A 17,203-nucleotide genomic window follows, 5' to 3' on the forward strand; every position below is an offset into this window, starting at 1 on the left:
TTGGGTCTACTCATAGTTCGCGCTGAAAGTCTCGCCTGTGGCCATCGGGATGGCGAGTTCCTCGCGCCATTGGCTCAGAGGTTTCTCCCAGCCTTCCTCCCAGCGCTGTAAGACGAGGGGCTTGGCCTGCAGGCCGACGCGCTGTCCGTGCGCAATGGCGCGACTGATTGCTTCGTGGTCAGTGGGTTGAAAACGGAAAGCCTTAAAGCTGGCCAGAAGATTGAGGAGCACATAAGCGGGGAAGCCAATCTGGGTGGCGGTGATCGCCAACACGGCAGACTCCCCCTGCGATTGGGTGTTGAGCCCAGCGATCACGTGATGGATGTCGTGGGTGGTAGCGATGCGTTGGGTGAGCCAAAGGGCTTCTGTGCTCGTGTCTCGAGGACGAAAAAACTCAGCGTCGTAATTCAATCGGCGAATCATTCCCGCATAGGCCCGGCCCAGTGTTCCTTCCGGAAGCAACTCCAGCGTCTCAATGTTTGGTTGAAAGGCTGGGAATCGCTGGTCCATCATCTCGGCACCGCCAGGTAAAGCCTTAAAGCGCGCGATCGAAAAGTCCATAGCCTCACTGTCGAGGAAGTTGTCGATCAGGTCACCCACCCCATTGAGTGCACCTTCGGTGACAGCAATCTCGCGCAGGATGCGCAAATTTTTAATGGAGCGAAGCAGTTCGAGGGTTCGTGGCATCTAAGGGTTCCTCAACCGGACTCGCACTCAAATTTGGCTTGTAGCGGGGACGGATGGCCTTCAAAAGGGGCACCACCGCTAAACAGGTGCCAGCCATCAACAACCAAAGCACCAAGCCGTGACCCTGGTGGTCGAGAAGGACACCTGCAAGCAGAGGAGCTGCGATGGCACTGATCGCAAAGCACTGCGAGAACAAGGCCATCGCTAAACCGCGATGTTGGAGTGGTGTCTCTTCCACCATGGCCTCTGCCGCAGTAGGTAAAAAAGCCGCCTCTCCAAAGGCGATCGGAACCATCGCAAGCGCAATCAGGCTGCTGCCTCCCGACCAAAGCGCGGACCCAGCCAACAGGAGGCAGCCTGTAATGAATCCGAGCAGACCCATGCCGAGCCCAAACCGCAAACTTCGCTTTGCAACCCAGTTGCCGATGGGCCACTGAAGCACCATCAACAGAAGAAGCTGCCAAGCAATTAAGCCGCCGCTGGACGTTTCGCTCAGCGGTGCGCGCGCCAGTCCCCCTCGCACCATGTCGAGGGGGAGGGCGCTTTGCATTAAAGAAACAATTCCAGTGGCGATAACGCTCACAACCAGCACTGGAATGAGGGGCAGAAGCCAGCGCCAGTCTGCCTCTTGGTTGGTTTTAGCTTCTGACTTGGTGTCTCCGTTCGGCGCCGACTCAGCCTTGAGTTTGTGGTTGTTGGTTGTCGCGGCGCTGGCATGCAATAGCGCTGCCCGTCCATCTGGTAGCGGCGTGAGCAACAACACCACGAGCATGCTCAACACGGCCGCGGCCTCCACCGCGTAGACCATCCGGATCATCTCCATGGAGGACAACACCGCACCAAGTAAGGCGCCAGTGGCGACTCCCAAGGCGTCGGCGCTGCGCGCGAGAGCGTATCCGCGGCTGGAATTGAAACCGCTGCAGCTCAAGGGAACGGCCAATTCAATCGCAGGGAAATAAAGGCCGGCCGCCAAACCGATCAGCAACTGTCCAACGAGGTATCCGTTGAAGCCTGTGGCCTGAAACAGCACTAAATCCGCCATCAAGGCGAGTAGGGCAGCCGCTCGGACTGGCCATGAGCAGGTCAGCCCGCGGTCCAGCAAGACACCACTCAGCAGCCTCGCCACCGTGCCGATCAAGGCAGAGGCCGCTAACCCTTGACTCACTTGCACTGCCGTGAAGCTGGCCTGGTGAAACACAATCGGTGTCAGATAGATGACACCACCCGCTCCAAAAGAGGCGAGCAGGCGAATGAACGCCACTTCTTGCAAAGGTGCGGGAAACTGGTTCCACCAGTGGACTGGTCTTGGCCTTGCGAAGACGCTCAACAGGACTGCGATTAGCTGCAGGTTGTGTATGCAGTCTGCTGTTTTTTGGCATCTCACCGCGTCCGTTGTGGGCTGCTTCTCAGCTGGAAGTGCAGATCGATGGCACGGTAATTCCCTTTTCCATTGGTGATCTGGCGAAATGGGCGCGGTCTGATGGACGTCACCGCTCCGAACTCAGTACTTGGTTTTCGTTGTTGGCGCCCGAGAGTCGAGCAGGCGTTTTGGAGCTGCTTCAGGCTCCTGTGATCCTGGATCGCAGCATGGCGCGCCAGCTCTTGAACAGCTGGGCTGGCCGGCAATTGTTGGATCAAATTGCTGATTTGGTGCGGGTCGACGACGACACGGAGGGGGTGATTGTGCGTCAAACGATCAACGACCTTTTAACTCGACAGCAGCAGGTCTCCAGCTTGGATTTGCTCGAGGCTTTGCCTGCTGAACGCGTTCGTCTTGATCTCGATCTCTTGCTCGAGCTGGCATCCAGTTGGCGGATGCAACTGGAGCGCCAACAACAGTTGGTGCGCAGCCTGGATCGCTCTCCACTGACGGCCACAGTTTCTGAGCCTGCTGCCGTCTTTCCTCAGGACGCCGACTCGTTTTTGGAACCGCGCTTGATGTCTTTGGCGGTTCCTCATCGCGAGGAGCCATTGGGGTTTCAGCTCTGGTTGCCTGTGGAGGGGGCGCCAAAGCGCGAGCAATGGATGGTGCTGATGCCTGGATTAGGCGGAAGCCCAGATCATTTCCGTTGGCTGGGCCGCGGCCTGAGTCGTCGCGGCTGGGCCGTCTTGGTTCCAGAGCACCCTGGCAGCGATGACGAAGCGGTCCAGGGGCTATTGGAAGGGCGTCTCTCCCCTCCCGGTGCGGAAGTTCTTCCCGCTCGGCTGAAAGATCTTGATGCCCTGCTGAAGGCCCGCGAGCAGGGTGTGTTTCAGGTGCCGGGTCAACGCTTGGTCCTGGCTGGCCACTCCCTGGGTGCCTTCAGTGCGTTGCTGTCAACCGGTGCCAGTCCTGCTCGAGGTCTTGCACGGCGTTGTACTTCGGTTTTGCGTGATCTGCCGCTCAGCAACTTGTCACGACTGTTGCAGTGTCAGTTGGTGGATGTTTCGTTGCCAAAGCAAGTCGCACCCAAGGGTTTGTCGGCTGTGATTGGCTTCAACAGTTTTGGCAGCCTGCTCTGGCCTGCTGGCTCTCTTTCGAAAACCGTCAAAGTGCCTGTCTTATTGACTGGCGGCACCCTCGATCTGATCACGCCGCCGATCAGCGAACAGTTGGGGTTGTTATTGGCGATGCCTGCGGATCCTTCCAGCCGCGTTGTGCTTGTGGAGGGAGCAAGTCATTTCTCACCCGTACGCGTTGAGGGGCAGAGGCAAGGCGGACGAGGTGAGGATCTCTTTCAGCTGGGAGAAGAGCTCGTGGGTGTGCAGCCGCTCCAGGTGCAAGCGCTGTTGGAGCAGGAAGTGGTGCAGTTTTTAGTGGATCAAGAACAGAGCAATGGTGAGCAGCGAACCGCTGCCAAGACGCTGCATTTGAAGCGGGGAGAGCTTCATCTTCATCGGCTCGATCGCGAAGCGGCCTCAGCCCTGGTACATCAATAACGGATGCGTGGATCGAGCACGGCCACCAAGAGATCGACCGCCACGCTCACCATCACGACGAGGGCGGCGATGGCCACAACGATGCCTTGGACAACCGGGTAATCGCGTTGGTTGATGCTCTCGTAAAGGCTCATGGCAATGCCTGGCCAGGAGAAGGTCACTTCAATGAGTAGTGCCCCACCGATGAGTGATGCCACCGTGATGCCTGCAATCGTGAGCACGGGCAGCAGAGCATTGGGCAAGGCGTGGCGCAGTACGACCTGGACTTCGCTCAGTCCACGGCTCCTCGCCGATTCCACATAATCCGATTTCAAGGTGCGGTTCAGATTGAGCCGTAGGGCGTTCGTGAACACGCCGCTCAAAAGGAGCCCCAAGGTGCAGGCCGGCAGCACGAGGTGCCGAACGCTTCCTTGCAATGCAGCCCAATTGCCGCTGATCACGCTGTCAAAGATCAGAAAGCCGCTGCCTTCTGGGGGGATCAAGCTGGGAGGGAATCTGCCGCCAACGGGCAGCCAGCCGAGCATGACCGCAAACACGAGTTGGATGAGCATCGCCGCCCAAAATGGGGGTAATGCGTAGGTGCCAATGCCGTAAAAGCGGCCGGCGAAGTCAAATTTCCCCTCGGGCCTGGCAATCCCGCTAAACCCCACGGCCAAGCCCAGAACGGCCGCGATGATCAAGGCGGTGATCCCAAGCTCCAGGCTTGCCGGGAGCGTTTTGCTGATGATCGAACGCACCGACTCGTTATTAATCAGTGCATTGCCTAAATCTCCATGAACCAGCTTGCTGAGAAAATCAAAATATTGATTCCAGAGCGATTGATCGAGGCCCAGGCTGCTTCTCAGAGCGGCTTTAGCGGCTTCTGGGGCCCTGCTTCCGAGTACTGCATCCACCGGGTCTCCCGGCGCGACACGCAGGAGCAGAAAGACCAGGCTGGCGATCAGCCAAAGCATGAGCGGCGCGAGGGCGAGTCGGGTTGCGCAATAGCGGAAAAGCTCCCTTCCTCGTGCCATTAGCGTCGCTCTCCCAGTTGGGCCAGATCCACGAGCCCGTTGCCATTAAAGATCGGAGCACTTAAACGAAGCTGAGCCCAGGCTTTTGGAGCCACAACCCAGACCGGGAGGTAAGGAGCTCCTTCTGCTGCCATTGCATCCACGGCTCTCAGTTCTTGTAGACGTGCCTTGCCCTGAAGGCTGTCACTACGGCTTAACGCTGCTTGTAGCCCTGGTTCGGTCCAGAAGGTGCCTCCATCCACGGCCTCACCCTCCTTGCAGATATTCCCTTCCGAGCGCTTGCAGCTGAGCAAGGGGGAGAGATAGGCCTCAGGATCTGGATAGGAGCCACCCCAGTCAAGAATCACGGCTTCGAACGATCCTTCGCTGAGCTGTTTATACACCGTGGTGGACTCCACGCCGTTGAGGGTCATCTGGACGCAATCGGGCAGATCGCGTTTCAGCTGCGCTTGCCAGGTGAGAGCCATCAAACGATCGGAGGGAACGTTGGTGCGAAACGTGAATGGGACTTGCAGGCGACGCCCTGTGCAGTACCCGGCTTCTCGATACAACTGGCGGGCTGTGGCGAGGTTGTAGGCGGGCCAGGGCTCGGTTTTTCCTCCCCGCAAACTGGGGGGAATGAGGGACCGTAAGGGCTCTCTTTGGGTGTAGCTCACGCGGGCGCTGATCAAGCGGCGATCCAGGCTGTGGGCAAGGGCCCGACGCACGGTTTGACGTTGCAGCGGCGGACTATTGGTGCGCAGAGTCACAAAGGTGATGTTCATGGCCGGACCTTTGCTCTCGAGCAGCAGGGCCTTATCTGCCCGTTCGCTTAGGGCTCGTTTTTGATCTTCATCGATGGAGTTGGAGAGCAATACATCCACCTCGCCGCTGATCAGGGCTCCAAACAGTGCTGTGGAATTGCTGAGATTGATGAGGTCGAGACCAACATTTTTTGGTGTTGCTCCCCAGTAGTTGCGGAAGGGCAGAAGACGTTGTTGGGTGTTGCGAAAGCTGTTGAGGACGTAGGGCCCCGTTCCTACAAATCGATCATTGAGGAAGCGATCGGCATGGTCGGCGTAGGCCTTTGGGGAGACGGGGGTGAGATAGGGGGAGGTCAGCAGGCTTTCGATCGAGCTGGAGGGCTGCTTGAGCCGCAGGCGCAGTTCAAACGGGCTGGGTGCATCGATCGCTGCAATGCGATCGTTCAGTAAATAGCGCTGGGAGCCGATGCGAAGGAAGCGCTTCAAGCTGAAGGCCATCGCTTTTGCGTCAAAGCGAGTGCCGTCGTGGAACAGCACATCTCGGCGTAGAGGGATGGTCAGGCTGAGTCCGTCATCACTGAACTGAGGCTTGGATGCAGCCAATTGGGGCTGAAGCTTTCCTTTGGTGCCTCGGATGTAAAGCGTGTCGCCGAGAGCGCTCAAAACTTGCAAGACCCCTGTCGTGCTCGCCAGTGCTGGATCAAGGGAGGAGATGCGTCCGGCGCTTGCCACCGTGAGGCGCTCGCTTTGGCGTTTGGGCTGGCAGGCGCTTTGGCTGAAGGCAAGGACGAAGCCGATCAACACGCTGGCCTGAAGGCGGGAGCGACGGCGATCAGTCACGCAGCGATTCTTGAGATCAACCGCCATTCAAACCCTTAAGGCTCTGCCGTAATTATTCGAACTCTTCTGTAAGGGTTGAGATCTGTTCAAGAGCGACTTCAAACACGGGGCAACCGTGGGGATCGAGAGGCCATTGGCGAATCCAACACCGGTCATGGTCGTCATCGATGCCGATCACTTGAAATGGACCTTCTCCAGAGCGGAGCTTGATGCAGTCACCTTGATGAAGCGTCATGACAGACCGAGCACTCTGCTGATCGCAGTGTGATCCCAAGGTGAGTGTCAGTTCGTTCGACATGAACGGTTGAGAGCACAGATCTGCAAACGCAGATTTGCTCTGTGATAGTTCTTACAACTTTGCCTTATCTCGGGGCTCCACCGCCAGGGGTGCGTTGGTGATCTGAACCTGCTCAAAGACAGCCGAGATGGGCATCCAGGCTTAGAACCCCCTCAATGGCATGAATGGCTTTGAGCGCCGCACTCATTTGCCCATTGCCAACAACGTGCGTGATCACAACGATTTCAGCTCCCGCATCACTGGCTTCGAGCTGAACGATGGATTGAATAGAGACGTTGTGATCGCCGAAGCAGCTGCCGATGCGGCCGATCACGCCTGGCGCATTTTCTGTTTTGAAACGCACATAGTTTCGCTGGCTTGTTTGCTCCTTGTTGGCCAGGTGGCAAGCGCGCCAGCTGGAGGCTGCAAGCAGGGGGTCGAGGTTTCCGTCTGCTGGTTTGAGTTGGCGAATGCCAGCAATGTTGAGGATGTCGGCCACCACGGCCGAAGCGGTCGGTCCTGAGCCAGCGCCAGGTCCGTAAAACATCACCCTTCCGATCGGATCACCTTCAACCAAAATCGCGTTGTTCACCCCATTCACCCCGGCGAGGGGGTGGTCATTGGGGACCAGGGTGGGTTGAACGCTCACCGCCAGAGGCAGCGATGTGGGATGGCTGGGGTCGGGTTCCATGCTTTCGGCCACGGCAAGCAGCTTCACGCCGTAGCCCAACTGGGTGGCGTAATCCACGTCTCTGCTTTGCAGCGTGCTGATCCCTGCCGTGTAGATGCCGTTGCGATCAATCGGCCCCCCGAAGGCCAATCCGGACAGGATGGCGATTTTGTCGGCGGCATCGAGCCCTTCCACATCTGCGGCTGGGTCGGCTTCGGCATAACCCAGATCCTGGGCGTCGCGCAGGACAGCGTTGTAATCAGCACCCTCCTCAGCCATCCGACTCAGGATGTAATTCGTGGTGCCATTGATAATTCCGCTCACGCGTTGAATGCGGTTGCTGCCGAGCGATTGCTTGAGCGGCTCAATGATCGGAATCCCGCCGCCAACGGCGGCTTCAATCAGCACGTAAACACCTGCGGCGGCTGCGGCTGCGGCAATCTCTTCGCCATGCCTGGCGATGACAGACTTGTTGGCGGTCACAACCGACTTGCCAGCAGCAATCGCACGCATGATCAGGGTGCGAGCTGGCTCGATGCCTCCCATCACTTCCACCACCACGTCCACGGCTGGGTCGTCGACGACGGCTTCAGGGGATGTGGTGAGGATGCTCTCGTCTAGAGCAATGGGCCGCGTGCGGTTTCGATCTCTTACCGCTATACGGACCAGATCCAGATCAGCAATCAGAGGGTGTCTCCCTTCTGGCGTCTGGAGAATGCTTGCGACTCCGGCACCCACAGTGCCGAGACCGAGAAGGCCAATTCCGATCCGGGTGGACATTGAACAGGTTCCGTTTGTGTCGCTGATCAGCAGACTCTATGAATCCATAGCGTCATCGGTGTTTTTTAGGGCATGAGCCTGGGATTGCATCGCTCGCAGAATGTTCAAAAAGCCGTTGGCTCTTGAGGGCGTCAGGCTTGCTTGCAAGCCAGTAGCGGAAATGAAGTCGGGATTGACGGCGAGAACTTGATCTGGAGTGAGATCACTCATTCCTTTGATCAGTAAGGCAAGTAGCCCTTTGGTGATCAAGGCATCGGACTCTCCTTGCCAGCACACGTGGTTGTCCTGGAGAGCGGCATGAATAAACACTTGAGACACGCAACCTTGAACCTTGCGGTCTTCGGTTTGGAGTTCTGCGGGCATCACGGGGAGCTTTTTGGCCAGCCAGAGCACGTACTCGTAACGCTTGCGTGGGTCTGGCGTGCCGCTAAGTCGATCTGCCAGGCGGTCTAGCTCCTCGCTTCCGTATTGGCTCGAGGAGCAGCAGGGGTCTGCCATGGACGGTTTCAGCGATTCAGGCTGGGTTGGCGCACCTTAACCATCAGGCCTGTAAGTCCGAGCAGGGCAGGTGCCCCCAGCCAGGCGAAAGCCGACAGCGCGGTGAATTGGTTTTGGGTTTGCACCACCTCGTCCAGCAAGACGCTGCCCTGTCGAATCGGTAATTCCAAATAGTCGCGATGTCCGGGGCCACCATCCACTTGCAAATCCAAGACGCCTTCAACCAGGTCTGGAAGTGTTAAGACCAGTTGTCCATTCGCTCCGATCTCACCGAGTTCCTCTCCAGGTGTTCCATCGGCATTGAGCAGACGCACAGCGGCACCTTCAACTGGCTCACCTGTGGAGAAGCTGCTACTGAGCTCTAATTGGCCATCGAGATAGCGCAGTGAGCTTTCAATTCCATGGGCCTGCGCCTGCTGGCCTGCCATGACTGCCAGACCTAAAGCGGTACAGGTGACCAGCAGGCGGCGTGAAAACACGGTCATGGCAGCGGGCTTAGAAGAATTTCATCTTGCAGAACATTCGCTCTAATGGCTAGCCCTACGCAAGCGGCAGCCTTGTTCGGTGATCCATCCATCCAAGGGCTGATCCCAGGGTTCTGCCGGTAGCAAGGTGGGATGGACGCACGCCTCAGGTAAGACGGCAAACGTCGGCAGCGTTGACCACCCAGGTTGACTGAGCAAGCGGTCATAGCAACCGCCTCCGTAGCCCAGGCGCATGCCGTTTCGATCGACGGCAAGGCCTGGAATCAGCAAGAGGGAGAGTTCGGTGGGTTTTAACGCTGGTGATGTGAGTGGGGCGGGAATAGAAAAGGCATCGCCGCGAAGCTCTCTTGGCGATGGGGCCTCTCTCCAAGCGTGATAAGTCACGCTGTAATCCGCTGCCGTTGCAGGCAGGGCAAGGGGTGCAGGCTGCAGTTCGGCCAACAGGCGTAAATCGGGTTCCCCCGCAAGGGGCCAGGTGATTCCGATGGCCCCATGGTGGTGAGGAGGCCCCTGGGCGTTCAGATGGGCAAGCACGCTCTCTACCAGTGAGGCATTCAGCTTTGGCATCAGCCCATGGCGTATGCGGCGGTATTCAGATCTCAGGGCCTCTTTTGTCGCAACCACTTTGAAGCCACTTTTAATCAGTTTGTGAGAGCGATCTGGGTCTGGCCATGGTCTGGGTCGAAAGGGTGATGTCTGAAGTAACTTCGCTTTATCAAAAAATGAGAACTGATGGACAAGGTCAAAACTTGGCTGAAGCAGCTCAATGCTTATGCAAACAAGCATCTTCAGACCTGGGAGGTTGAAAGAAAGCGCTGAAGAACGGTGGCCTTGAAGACTTGATCGTTGCGCTGCATGATGATCGTTCCTGTTGTGTCTTCTCTTTGTCTAAAACGTGAATAACACGCTGCTTTGATTGATGAGAGTTTTTTTCTTTTGTGCATCTCTGTTGCTGGCCTTGCCTATGGCTGCAGCTGAGAAGGGCACGTCGACCGCCCAGGGTGTGAATGAACAGATGGCAACGGCTCAAGCGATGCGCAGCGTCCCCAAGGGCGCAACAGTTGTGGATACCACCTGCAAAGAAATTGGTGTTGGTGCCTTTACCTATCGGTTTCAATGCTCAGTGCATTGGGCTCAATAATCAGCGTGGCTTTCACGTCCATTCTTGATTTTCTTCTGGGTGGTTTGGTATGTCGATCGAAGGCAAACCGGGTCACCAAATGATTGCCCTGGTCTCTGTTCATCAAGTTCTTGTGAGGATCGATTGCAAGGGACTCAGTCAAGAGCTCTGTACTCGTTAGTTAATGACTTTTCTCTTACCCATCGGCCTTGCTTGTTTCCCATAAAAGCAGTGCAGCAATGAGTTCTTGAGGAGTGAGGTCAATGTTTTTACTATCTTCAACTCAGACGATGGAGACCTTTCCGGAGGCAATATCGAAATACCCGGCCAAGATTTGAAGATCTCCTGATTGAACTGCGTTAGCCAAAACGTCGCTGCGTGTCGTGAGTTGTTGAGCCGTTGCACTGGCATTGTTCTTGATGGCGTTCGTCAAGGTGTCTCCTGGGAATAAATTGGCTCGAATCGGTTTGATGAGCTGATCGAAGAGTGGCGTGAGTGTTTTATTCGCTCGAGCGGCTTGAACAGCGCCACAATTGCTGTGGCCCAAAACCAAGATCAAGGGCGTTTTTAAGACTGCAACGCCAAACTCGAGAGAGGCAATTCCCTCGTCAAAAGGAGTGTTTCCTGCGCTACGCACAACAAACAAATCACCAGCAGCAGCATCAAAAATCCATTCCGGAGCAACTCTGGAGTCGGCGCAGCTGATGATGGAAGCCCAAGGGGATTGAGACTCTTCCAGAACGCTGGAAGGAAGGAAGCAATTGTCTAACCAAAGGTTGGACATCACTTGGGCACGTTCGTTCAAACTCGTGGCCTTGTTCTTCGCTTGCCAAGCTGCTGCAAACCGCGCATTTCCATCGATCAGGGCCGTGAGTGAATCGTCTGGCCGGCAGGATTGGGCTGATTCCTTCTGCGCTAGAACCGCTGCTTCGGCCTTAGCCGGCTTGATCAACTGCAGCGCAGCCGCGAGACCAAACGCGTTTAGGCCACTACGAAACAAAAAAGAGCGTCGATTGAGTGTCACGAAACCTGCTTGAAGTGAGACTCAATTCCCAGGATGCTGGTCAAGACCCAGTGAAAACGATTTGAAAAGTTTAGACAGGCCTCTCATTCCTAGCTGTTAGAGGGACTGATTGCAGCCAGGTTGGTTTGCGCGCTGATGCTCAGCACCAATTTGTGAGCGTGAAGCCCTTCTCTCGATCGACCGATGCCAAATATCAGCCTGAGCGATCCCTTCCATAATTTCTTCATGATGAGCACCGATTTGAGTCTGTGCTCCTTTGGTTGATAAGCCTTTGACTAATCGATTCCGCGCGCTGGCCCGCTTACAGATGTAGGGAGCTTTTAGATCGATTCTGCGGCGAGATACAGCGAACCAGCAAATCCATCGCGTCGTTTTCGGTCACCCCATACACATTGCAGATCTCCCTGTGTTTCCTTGTGATAAAGATCTTCTGCGAGCTGCACAAGATTTCCGCCGGTCTGTAAATAGTCATCGGCGCTCTCGTATCCATTGTTTTGAAGCCACTGCACGGTGAGGTTGATCGCAGTTTCTTCGACCCTGGTCATTGCACCTTTACGTCATCTTGACGTTCTACTCGGCTGATCTCTTCAGTGCTGGGCAATAAAAAACCCCGCTGGTGGCGGGGCTTAACTCAATCGATAGGAGAAGGACTCACTCGTCGCCTTCTTCCTCACCACCCACAGGAATCAAGCGAATCGCTTTTTTGCCAAGCTTGATGGTGAATTCGTCACCAACTTGGAGATCGAGCATGGCGGTGTAAGCCTTGCCGATCAGCAGATTGCCGTTGCCCTGAACTGTTGCAACGTAAGAAAGCTTGCGTCCGCCTTTACCAACGCCAGCGTTTCCGCCGCCGAGGTCAATGCCTTTGGCATTGAGGAGAGCTTCATAAAAGGCGGTGAAATTGACCCGGTCACTGCCGTCTTTCTTTTTAGAGACGTAGCCACATGCTGTGGCGAGATCAGTCTTGGATACATCTCCAAGGTCTTTTACCTTGGTGAGCAGGTCGGAACCGGTGAGCATTTGAAACTTGCGTTTCACTATTACTAACAAACTCCATGCCTACTAGTCAACTATTTGCCCATATCAGTTGCCTTTCCTCTTGCCTCTTTCTCTGTCAGAAAACGATTCCGATTCAATAATTCTTCAGCAACAGGGATGCTCTGACTCACTTTCACAAGGTGCCGCAGGGCTTTTGAGAGTTTGGTGATAATGCTCTATCCCTAGAGAAGAGTCAGATGGAGATCTTGTGCTGCCTGGCTCATTTGCGGTCTGATCCAGCAGCGTGTCTTACATCCATATGCTGAGGAGCTGATGTGGTCGTTCCTTGTGCCGAAGATCCATGGGATAAACAAGCTCGTCGAATGGTTTCGGCTTGTATTGACTACTAAGAAGGTTGTCAACTTGGTGGTTGCCTCGGTTGTGCTCAGGTGAGCGGCTGTTAATACCAACGGGCCCTGCAGCAGCTTGATCTCCTGAGATCAATCCAGCCTCAGAATGCAGCTCACCAGGCCAGTTCAAGCCATTGGATTAAGCAGGCCTCGCGAATCCATTGCTTATTGCTTGCGTATCGCAACGGTAAAGACAGTGCAGCACTAAGTCAGCCTCTGCCTTTTTTGAAGTCAATATTGATGCGCTGAGGTTTGTGCTGTCGCTTGATGCTTTACCACAAAAGCTTGATGAGATCGTGCGTCTTAGCTCTAACGCTGCACGACAGCAGACAGAGGAATCCACCGTTAACGATTTTTATTCAGTGAGTGGATTTCAAGATTTCAGCACTTTCAATTGCGAGCTGTTTCAGTCGTTATCAGCTGAGCGAGCCGTCGGAGCGACTTGATCTCACCGGCTGCCATCAAGCTTGTGCAGGGTTTTGACGCATGTTGAGGAAATGACCAGCTTTTTACTGACCTCGATGTGATGCAAATCGCAAATCACGTCGTGCTGGAGGGTGCGCAGATGATCAAGTTGTTGGTGTAGGCCGGTTTTGCGTCGAAAGGCGACCCTTGACCGCTCACGAGTGATCCAGCCCCTCAATCCATCTTTAGTTTGATATCAAGCCCTGTCTTTGCCGGGGTTTCTCACCTCAGAGTCTTGGCAGCAACGCAGCGAGGCTTGGGATCAGCGTTGAGTTAGCTCTTGGGGGAAAACGATCCGTGATTCTTTGACGCGCATGGACAACGCCCTGTTGCTGAGAGCTCTCCTCAATGCCATGAAGCAAATATTCGGCCGAGAAAGTCGTTGCAGTCTTTATCGATGGTTTCTTTCTCAAGATTTGATTAGAACCTGAGTTCTGCTGGTGAGTGAATGCCCGCACCAAAATCCACAACCCAACCCAACGCCCGTTGCTGGGTTTGGTTCAAGGGCGACCCGTTGAAGACGGAGGGAAGTTGGAAGGGGGGCTGGTACGGAGCTCCTTCCGTGATTGGAGGCGTGAGGATTGAGCATCACGACTATGTGCCGTGCAGGGTGCCGGAGTGGAGGGTGTTGTTCTCGGAGCCTGCTGATTTGCTGTCGCCTCCCTCCGTTCCAGACGATGCGGAGTGGAAGCTGTATCCCACTGAGCCTCAGTGATCAGGTTTTCAAACAAAGCAGGTTGTTTGGATGTGCCGCGAATCAAGCTTTGATGGCTGTTTTACCCAGTCTTTGCAAGCTTTCTAGGCTCTTAAGTGTTTGCTGGGCCTGTGCCAACATTGGGCGCCCTTGGGGCGCACAATCTGCGATCAAAGAGGCCGCTAATGAGGCTTCCGACTTAACCAGCGTCATGCAGTACTCAATTCTGCTGATGGGGTCTGAGGCCATGGCCTCGCTTTTCTTGCTCAAAGAGGGAGCAAGCTGATGGAGAAGATCATTGAGCGCTTGCTGGATGGATTCGATTGTTGCTTCTGTCGCTATTCCTTGTTGATCAGGTGGGTTCATGTTGTTCAGTCGATGGCTGAGGCGGTTGAGAAAGCGATTGCATGCAACCTCATGGACGGAAAGAGCAACTTGCAAATCGACGAGCTGCATTAAATTTATGATGAGCAGCTGTAATGAGAAATTCCTCCCGCATTGAGGTACTGATCAGGTTTTAGCCGGTAGTACTTTTGTTCGATGGCTTTTGATTGCTCGTCGTAGGGATAGCTAAAGACTTCCTGCAGCTCTTTGATCAGTGCATAGTCGCCTTGCTTAGCTTGTTGATAAGCAGGAGCAATGAGCCATTCGCGCCAGGTGTATTTCGGATTAACGCGCTTCATTTTTTCCGCGATCCCGGTTCGATCCTCACTGTCTCCGATGAGTTCGTTCCAGCTCTGAAGCCAGGCTTGCCATTGATGCTCCAGGTCTGTGGGGATCGATGTATAAAAGCTTGTTTTTAAATCAGACCAATGCTTTGGCATCTTGCAAAGCTCACGAAAGAAAATTGTGAAATCAACTTTGGTTTGGATCATGAGCTGAAATAACGCATTGACCAGAACTTCGTTGTAGTTGGTAAGGCCAAGCTTGTCTGCCCACATCTGTTCAATAGTGGTATTGATTTTTTGTTTAAACCCACCACAGATCTTGTCTAATTGCTCTAAAGCTGCCGCATTATCTATGACAAGTAGCCTGATGGACTTCCAAAACATATAAAAATTGGCTTCTGCTGCGACAGGCTGGTTAAAAAAGGAGAAGTGTTCGCCACCCCCAATCCAAGGCTGGAAACGCGGATCAAAGACCTCACAAAATCCAAACGGTCCATAGTCGAGGGTGAAGCCACCAGCTGCGCAGTTATCACTATTGAAATTTCCTTGACAATAACCAATACGTAACCAATTGGCAACTAAGTTCGTGAGCCGATCTTTGTAGAGCTCTGCTAACTGTATTAATTGAGTAGAAAAATCTAGAGTTTGATCGATTTCAGATTTGTATTCTCGATCGATTAAATGCAGCACGATCATGCGTAACTCTTTTAATACGTCTGGATGGTCACTGTTTCGAGCACGTCGTGCGAATAATTCCAATTGACCAATGCGTAAAAAGGAGGGTGCTACACGGGTTGAAATGGCAACTGGATCCTCTACTAAAATATCGGGATCAGAAGAGTTGGAGTTTTCTGAATACCAAGGCCGCCTAACGGTCTCTATTTGTGAGACATAGAGTGTCAAAGAACGTGACGTCGGTACCCCGAGGGCATGCATCAAGTCCTGTGCGAGAAACTCTCTTACGCTTGAGCGCAGAACGGCACGCCCGTCAGCCCCCCGGCAGTAAGGAGTGGGGCCACCGCCTTTTAATTGCATCTCCCAACGCTGACCTTTAAGGATTCCTTCGAAAACAGAAATAGCGCGACCATCCCCGTATCCATTGCCATTTCCAAATGGACATTGTTGATTATATTCAGTTCCATAAATAGATAATGCATATCCTGTGGCCCAGCCAAAAGGTCGCATTGGCTCTCGCATTTCAGAAAGATCACCCGAGAATAGTTTCTTAAACTCTTCGTTGAAGGCCAGATCTTGATCCAAGCCAAGTTCGCAAAATAATGTTTCGCTATGGCTTACATAGGTGGGTTGTGCCAGGGGCTTTGGAATAACAGGAACAAAATGACCAGAGCGGACCTGTCGAGGCCGATGATCTTGCCCATCTTTTGTGGATTCAGGATCAGGATTAAGGGTGTTTAGTAGTGAATAATTTGAGTGTTGAATAAAATCATCAAAAGAGGCTAAGGATTGTTTAGAACTTTGCTTAGGAGGAAGTGACATTCTCGTTGACTGCGCCAGACATCTTTTGAATATCATAGCTAGTTGCATCTCCTCTGCTCATCCTGCTGGCTTGTGATTGCACTCCTCGCTCTTTTCATTGATTGATAGCTTGATAGGAGACCATTCCTTAATCCATGCTTTGTGCCAACGTCCCATGATTGCTCAAAGATTGTGCTGTCCTTTACGGCTCACTTTCTTTTTCTTATTCATGCTGTATTGATTTAAATGCGATTAGTGACTATAATTATGATAATAAAAAGCTCTCAGCTTCAGCTTTGGGCTTTTTAGCCTCTGCCATTGACGATGGACTTAATCCAATCCAATGCTATTACCACTCTTCATCGACTGGCATCAGTTGAAGATGTGGTTGAATTCGTACGACTGTGTGTGGAAAAGAACCTCGTTATTGACTTTATTTTGAAGGAGGAGCTTGATGCTTTTATCAAGCCAAGCAATAACTCTGGCTCTTGGGTTCGTCAACAAATTGATGGTGTCAGGGTGAAGGCTGTTGATCAAAATGGCTATACGATCTATGCGATCTGGATAAGAGAATCCTTAATGAAGGATTATGTGTCTTATTTGGAATCGATTAAAAAAACCCTCTCTGATGCTTCTGTTTTCTCGTTCCCAGTTATCTGAATCCTGCTTTTTTAATTAGCAAATTGAGAATTCTCCTATGTGTTCTCTTTTGACGCCAATATAATCTTCTAAAACAGCATTTTCGTTGAATTCGCCTGTTAGGCATTCAATCACTTGTGTGTGGATAAAGGCTGGTTCTTCTGCCCTCCCTTCTTGGTATGCAAATCTATCCGGGTAGAGGTTTCGATACTCATTGGGGATTGTGATAAACCAGCTGCTGTCATTACCTGCATAATAAATTTCTCCAGCGAGTCGATAGAACTCGCCAAATTCTTTTGCAGATTCTGGAACCTTCCGGTAAATCTTTGCTTGTTCGTCAGCGGTAAGCCCAAGCCAGTTCAGGCTTTGTTCCATCTTCTCGTTCATAGAAGCAGGGCATTCAATCCCCCATTGATAGCAGCTTTTCTTCTTGGTTACTGATTAAAAAGACAAGCTGTGTTGCCGTTTCTCCGGCATCAGCGCAAACGCTCTTTTTCCTATCCGCAGGCGCCGACGCACTCGAAGCTTCCAGTGCTGGAGGCTGCCATCGCCATGAAGATGATCACAACCGTGGCTGCCACGAGAACAACAGGTCCGATTTGTGTGTCAGGTCCCATTTTGCAATGCCATCGGTGTGCTGCTTATGACCATCCAAGCTCATGCTGAGCGTTCCATCAATGCTGATCCTGTAAGTCTGGAGTCCTTGAGGGCCTTGGCCTGCATTGATATGGACTCGCTATCACTGCCAAGATTTTTGGTTTCACTACAGATTTCGCCTCGCAGTGAGGCTTTTGTATTTGTCAAAATGTGACAATGA

19 protein-coding genes are annotated in these 17,203 nt (G+C 53.5%); 4 read left to right on the forward strand and 15 right to left on the reverse strand.

All coding sequences use genetic code 11. The features are described 5' to 3' along the window. Positions 1 to 6: 6 nt before the first annotated feature. The gene (locus tag SynSYN20_RS04860) at positions 7 to 687 is read right to left on the reverse strand and encodes a Coq4 family protein (protein WP_186524943.1); all 681 of its coding nucleotides are present in this window, start codon (positions 685 to 687) and stop codon (positions 7 to 9) included. Then, the gene (locus SynSYN20_RS04865) at positions 653 to 1,948 is read right to left on the reverse strand and encodes an MFS transporter (RefSeq protein WP_186524944.1); all 1,296 of its coding nucleotides are present in this window, start codon (positions 1,946 to 1,948) and stop codon (positions 653 to 655) included. The genes SynSYN20_RS04860 and SynSYN20_RS04865 overlap by 35 nt, the downstream gene beginning before the upstream one ends. An 11-nt stretch (positions 1,949 to 1,959) precedes the next feature. On the opposite strand from SynSYN20_RS04865, the gene SynSYN20_RS04870 reads away from it, so the two are divergent. Next, on the forward strand, positions 1,960 to 3,606 hold the full coding sequence (locus tag SynSYN20_RS04870; protein ID WP_186524945.1) for an alpha/beta hydrolase: 1,647 nt from the start codon (positions 1,960 to 1,962) through the stop codon (positions 3,604 to 3,606). Here the strand turns inward: SynSYN20_RS04870 and SynSYN20_RS04875 are convergent. The 7 genes from SynSYN20_RS04875 to SynSYN20_RS04905 form a co-directional block, all read right to left on the reverse strand. Beyond that, complete coding sequence (locus SynSYN20_RS04875; protein WP_186524946.1) at positions 3,600 to 4,619, reverse strand: ABC transporter permease; 1,020 nt, start codon at positions 4,617 to 4,619, stop codon at positions 3,600 to 3,602. The two genes, SynSYN20_RS04870 and SynSYN20_RS04875, sit on opposite strands and share 7 nt — an antisense overlap. Next, positions 4,619 to 6,229 carry an ABC transporter substrate-binding protein gene (locus SynSYN20_RS04880; RefSeq protein ID WP_186524947.1) on the reverse strand — a complete coding sequence of 537 codons (1,611 nt, stop codon included), beginning with the start codon at positions 6,227 to 6,229 and terminating at the stop codon, positions 4,619 to 4,621. Before SynSYN20_RS04880 ends, SynSYN20_RS04875 begins: the two co-directional genes overlap by 1 nt. A gap of 25 nt (positions 6,230 to 6,254) precedes the next feature. Further along, complete coding sequence (locus SynSYN20_RS04885; RefSeq protein WP_186524948.1) at positions 6,255 to 6,500, reverse strand: hypothetical protein; 246 nt, start codon at positions 6,498 to 6,500, stop codon at positions 6,255 to 6,257. A 112-nt stretch (positions 6,501 to 6,612) separates the two neighbouring features. Continuing rightward, entirely contained in the window at positions 6,613 to 7,929 is a 1,317-nt protein-coding gene (locus SynSYN20_RS04890) for a homoserine dehydrogenase (protein ID WP_186524949.1), read from the reverse strand. Positions 7,930 to 7,965: 36 nt separating this feature from the next. Beyond that, the gene (locus SynSYN20_RS04895; RefSeq protein WP_186524950.1) at positions 7,966 to 8,427 is read right to left on the reverse strand and encodes a SufE family protein; all 462 of its coding nucleotides are present in this window, start codon (positions 8,425 to 8,427) and stop codon (positions 7,966 to 7,968) included. Between the two features lie 8 nt (positions 8,428 to 8,435). After that, on the reverse strand, positions 8,436 to 8,912 hold the full coding sequence (locus tag SynSYN20_RS04900; protein ID WP_186524951.1) for a hypothetical protein: 477 nt from the start codon (positions 8,910 to 8,912) through the stop codon (positions 8,436 to 8,438). A 42-nt stretch (positions 8,913 to 8,954) separates the two neighbouring features. Next, positions 8,955 to 9,536 (reverse strand): 5-formyltetrahydrofolate cyclo-ligase, encoded by a 582-nt coding sequence (locus tag SynSYN20_RS04905; RefSeq protein WP_255476377.1) that lies wholly within the window; start codon positions 9,534 to 9,536, stop codon positions 8,955 to 8,957. Positions 9,537 to 9,831: 295 nt separating this feature from the next. On the opposite strand from SynSYN20_RS04905, the gene SynSYN20_RS04910 reads away from it, so the two are divergent. Beyond that, positions 9,832 to 10,053: a hypothetical protein gene (locus SynSYN20_RS04910; protein ID WP_186524953.1), complete on the forward strand. Its 222-nt coding sequence runs from the start codon at positions 9,832 to 9,834 to the stop codon at positions 10,051 to 10,053. 262 nt (positions 10,054 to 10,315) lie between these two features. Here SynSYN20_RS04910 and SynSYN20_RS04915 read toward each other — a convergent pair whose 3' ends face one another. The 3 genes from SynSYN20_RS04915 to SynSYN20_RS04925 all read right to left on the reverse strand — a co-directional run bounded on the left by SynSYN20_RS04915 (position 10,316) and on the right by SynSYN20_RS04925 (position 12,076). Then, positions 10,316 to 11,056, reverse strand: a complete 741-nt coding sequence (locus SynSYN20_RS04915; RefSeq protein ID WP_186524954.1) for a carbonic anhydrase — start codon at positions 11,054 to 11,056, stop codon at positions 10,316 to 10,318. 320 nt (positions 11,057 to 11,376) lie between these two features. After that, on the reverse strand, positions 11,377 to 11,601 hold the full coding sequence (locus tag SynSYN20_RS04920) for a hypothetical protein (RefSeq protein WP_186524955.1): 225 nt from the start codon (positions 11,599 to 11,601) through the stop codon (positions 11,377 to 11,379). Positions 11,602 to 11,707: 106 nt separating this feature from the next. Next, a complete protein-coding gene (locus SynSYN20_RS04925) occupies positions 11,708 to 12,076 on the reverse strand; it encodes an AbrB family transcriptional regulator (protein ID WP_186524956.1) in 369 nt (122 codons plus the stop codon). 1,281 nt (positions 12,077 to 13,357) lie between these two features. On the opposite strand from SynSYN20_RS04925, the gene SynSYN20_RS04930 reads away from it, so the two are divergent. Continuing rightward, positions 13,358 to 13,624, forward strand: a complete 267-nt coding sequence (locus SynSYN20_RS04930) for a hypothetical protein (protein ID WP_186524957.1) — start codon at positions 13,358 to 13,360, stop codon at positions 13,622 to 13,624. 42 nt (positions 13,625 to 13,666) lie between these two features. On the opposite strand, the gene SynSYN20_RS14435 is transcribed toward SynSYN20_RS04930, so the two are convergent. Both SynSYN20_RS14435 and SynSYN20_RS04940 read right to left on the reverse strand, forming a co-directional pair. Further along, positions 13,667 to 14,059 (reverse strand): hypothetical protein, encoded by a 393-nt coding sequence (locus tag SynSYN20_RS14435; protein ID WP_255476378.1) that lies wholly within the window; start codon positions 14,057 to 14,059, stop codon positions 13,667 to 13,669. A gap of 5 nt (positions 14,060 to 14,064) precedes the next feature. Continuing rightward, on the reverse strand, positions 14,065 to 15,768 hold the full coding sequence (locus SynSYN20_RS04940) for a protein adenylyltransferase SelO family protein (RefSeq protein WP_186524958.1): 1,704 nt from the start codon (positions 15,766 to 15,768) through the stop codon (positions 14,065 to 14,067). A gap of 303 nt (positions 15,769 to 16,071) precedes the next feature. On the opposite strand from SynSYN20_RS04940, the gene SynSYN20_RS04945 reads away from it, so the two are divergent. Continuing rightward, positions 16,072 to 16,407 (forward strand): hypothetical protein, encoded by a 336-nt coding sequence (locus tag SynSYN20_RS04945; RefSeq protein WP_186524959.1) that lies wholly within the window; start codon positions 16,072 to 16,074, stop codon positions 16,405 to 16,407. A gap of 15 nt (positions 16,408 to 16,422) precedes the next feature. Here the strand turns inward: SynSYN20_RS04945 and SynSYN20_RS04950 are convergent, their stop codons facing one another. Continuing rightward, positions 16,423 to 16,773 (reverse strand): hypothetical protein, encoded by a 351-nt coding sequence (locus SynSYN20_RS04950; RefSeq protein WP_186524960.1) that lies wholly within the window; start codon positions 16,771 to 16,773, stop codon positions 16,423 to 16,425. Positions 16,774 to 17,203 lie beyond the last annotated feature (430 nt).

The organism is Synechococcus sp. SYN20 (assembly GCF_014279555.1).
Classification (GTDB): domain Bacteria; phylum Cyanobacteriota; class Cyanobacteriia; order PCC-6307; family Cyanobiaceae; genus Synechococcus_C.

Bases quoted from the DNA above. Each gene is read 5' to 3' on its own strand.
- SynSYN20_RS14435 (WP_255476378.1), bottom strand. From the start codon at position 14,059: ATGCAGCTCGTCGATTTGCAAGTTGCTCTTTCCGTCCATGAGGTTGCA.
- SynSYN20_RS04890 (WP_186524949.1), bottom strand. From the start codon at position 7,929: ATGTCCACCCGGATCGGAATTGGCCTTCTCGGTCTCGGCACTGTGGGT.
- SynSYN20_RS04930 (WP_186524957.1), top strand. From the start codon at position 13,358: ATGCCCGCACCAAAATCCACAACCCAACCCAACGCCCGTTGCTGGGTT.
- SynSYN20_RS04875 (WP_186524946.1), bottom strand. From the start codon at position 4,619: ATGGCACGAGGAAGGGAGCTTTTCCGCTATTGCGCAACCCGACTCGCC.
- SynSYN20_RS04895 (WP_186524950.1), bottom strand. From the start codon at position 8,427: ATGGCAGACCCCTGCTGCTCCTCGAGCCAATACGGAAGCGAGGAGCTA.
- SynSYN20_RS04900 (WP_186524951.1), bottom strand. From the start codon at position 8,912: ATGACCGTGTTTTCACGCCGCCTGCTGGTCACCTGTACCGCTTTAGGT.
- SynSYN20_RS04945 (WP_186524959.1), top strand. From the start codon at position 16,072: ATGGACTTAATCCAATCCAATGCTATTACCACTCTTCATCGACTGGCA.
- SynSYN20_RS04925 (WP_186524956.1), bottom strand. From the start codon at position 12,076: ATGCTCACCGGTTCCGACCTGCTCACCAAGGTAAAAGACCTTGGAGAT.
- SynSYN20_RS04880 (WP_186524947.1), bottom strand. From the start codon at position 6,229: ATGGCGGTTGATCTCAAGAATCGCTGCGTGACTGATCGCCGTCGCTCC.
- SynSYN20_RS04910 (WP_186524953.1), top strand. From the start codon at position 9,832: ATGAGAGTTTTTTTCTTTTGTGCATCTCTGTTGCTGGCCTTGCCTATG.
- SynSYN20_RS04920 (WP_186524955.1), bottom strand. From the start codon at position 11,601: ATGACCAGGGTCGAAGAAACTGCGATCAACCTCACCGTGCAGTGGCTT.
- SynSYN20_RS04885 (WP_186524948.1), bottom strand. From the start codon at position 6,500: ATGTCGAACGAACTGACACTCACCTTGGGATCACACTGCGATCAGCAG.
- SynSYN20_RS04940 (WP_186524958.1), bottom strand. From the start codon at position 15,768: ATGTCACTTCCTCCTAAGCAAAGTTCTAAACAATCCTTAGCCTCTTTT.
- SynSYN20_RS04860 (WP_186524943.1), bottom strand. From the start codon at position 687: ATGCCACGAACCCTCGAACTGCTTCGCTCCATTAAAAATTTGCGCATC.
- SynSYN20_RS04950 (WP_186524960.1), bottom strand. From the start codon at position 16,773: ATGAACGAGAAGATGGAACAAAGCCTGAACTGGCTTGGGCTTACCGCT.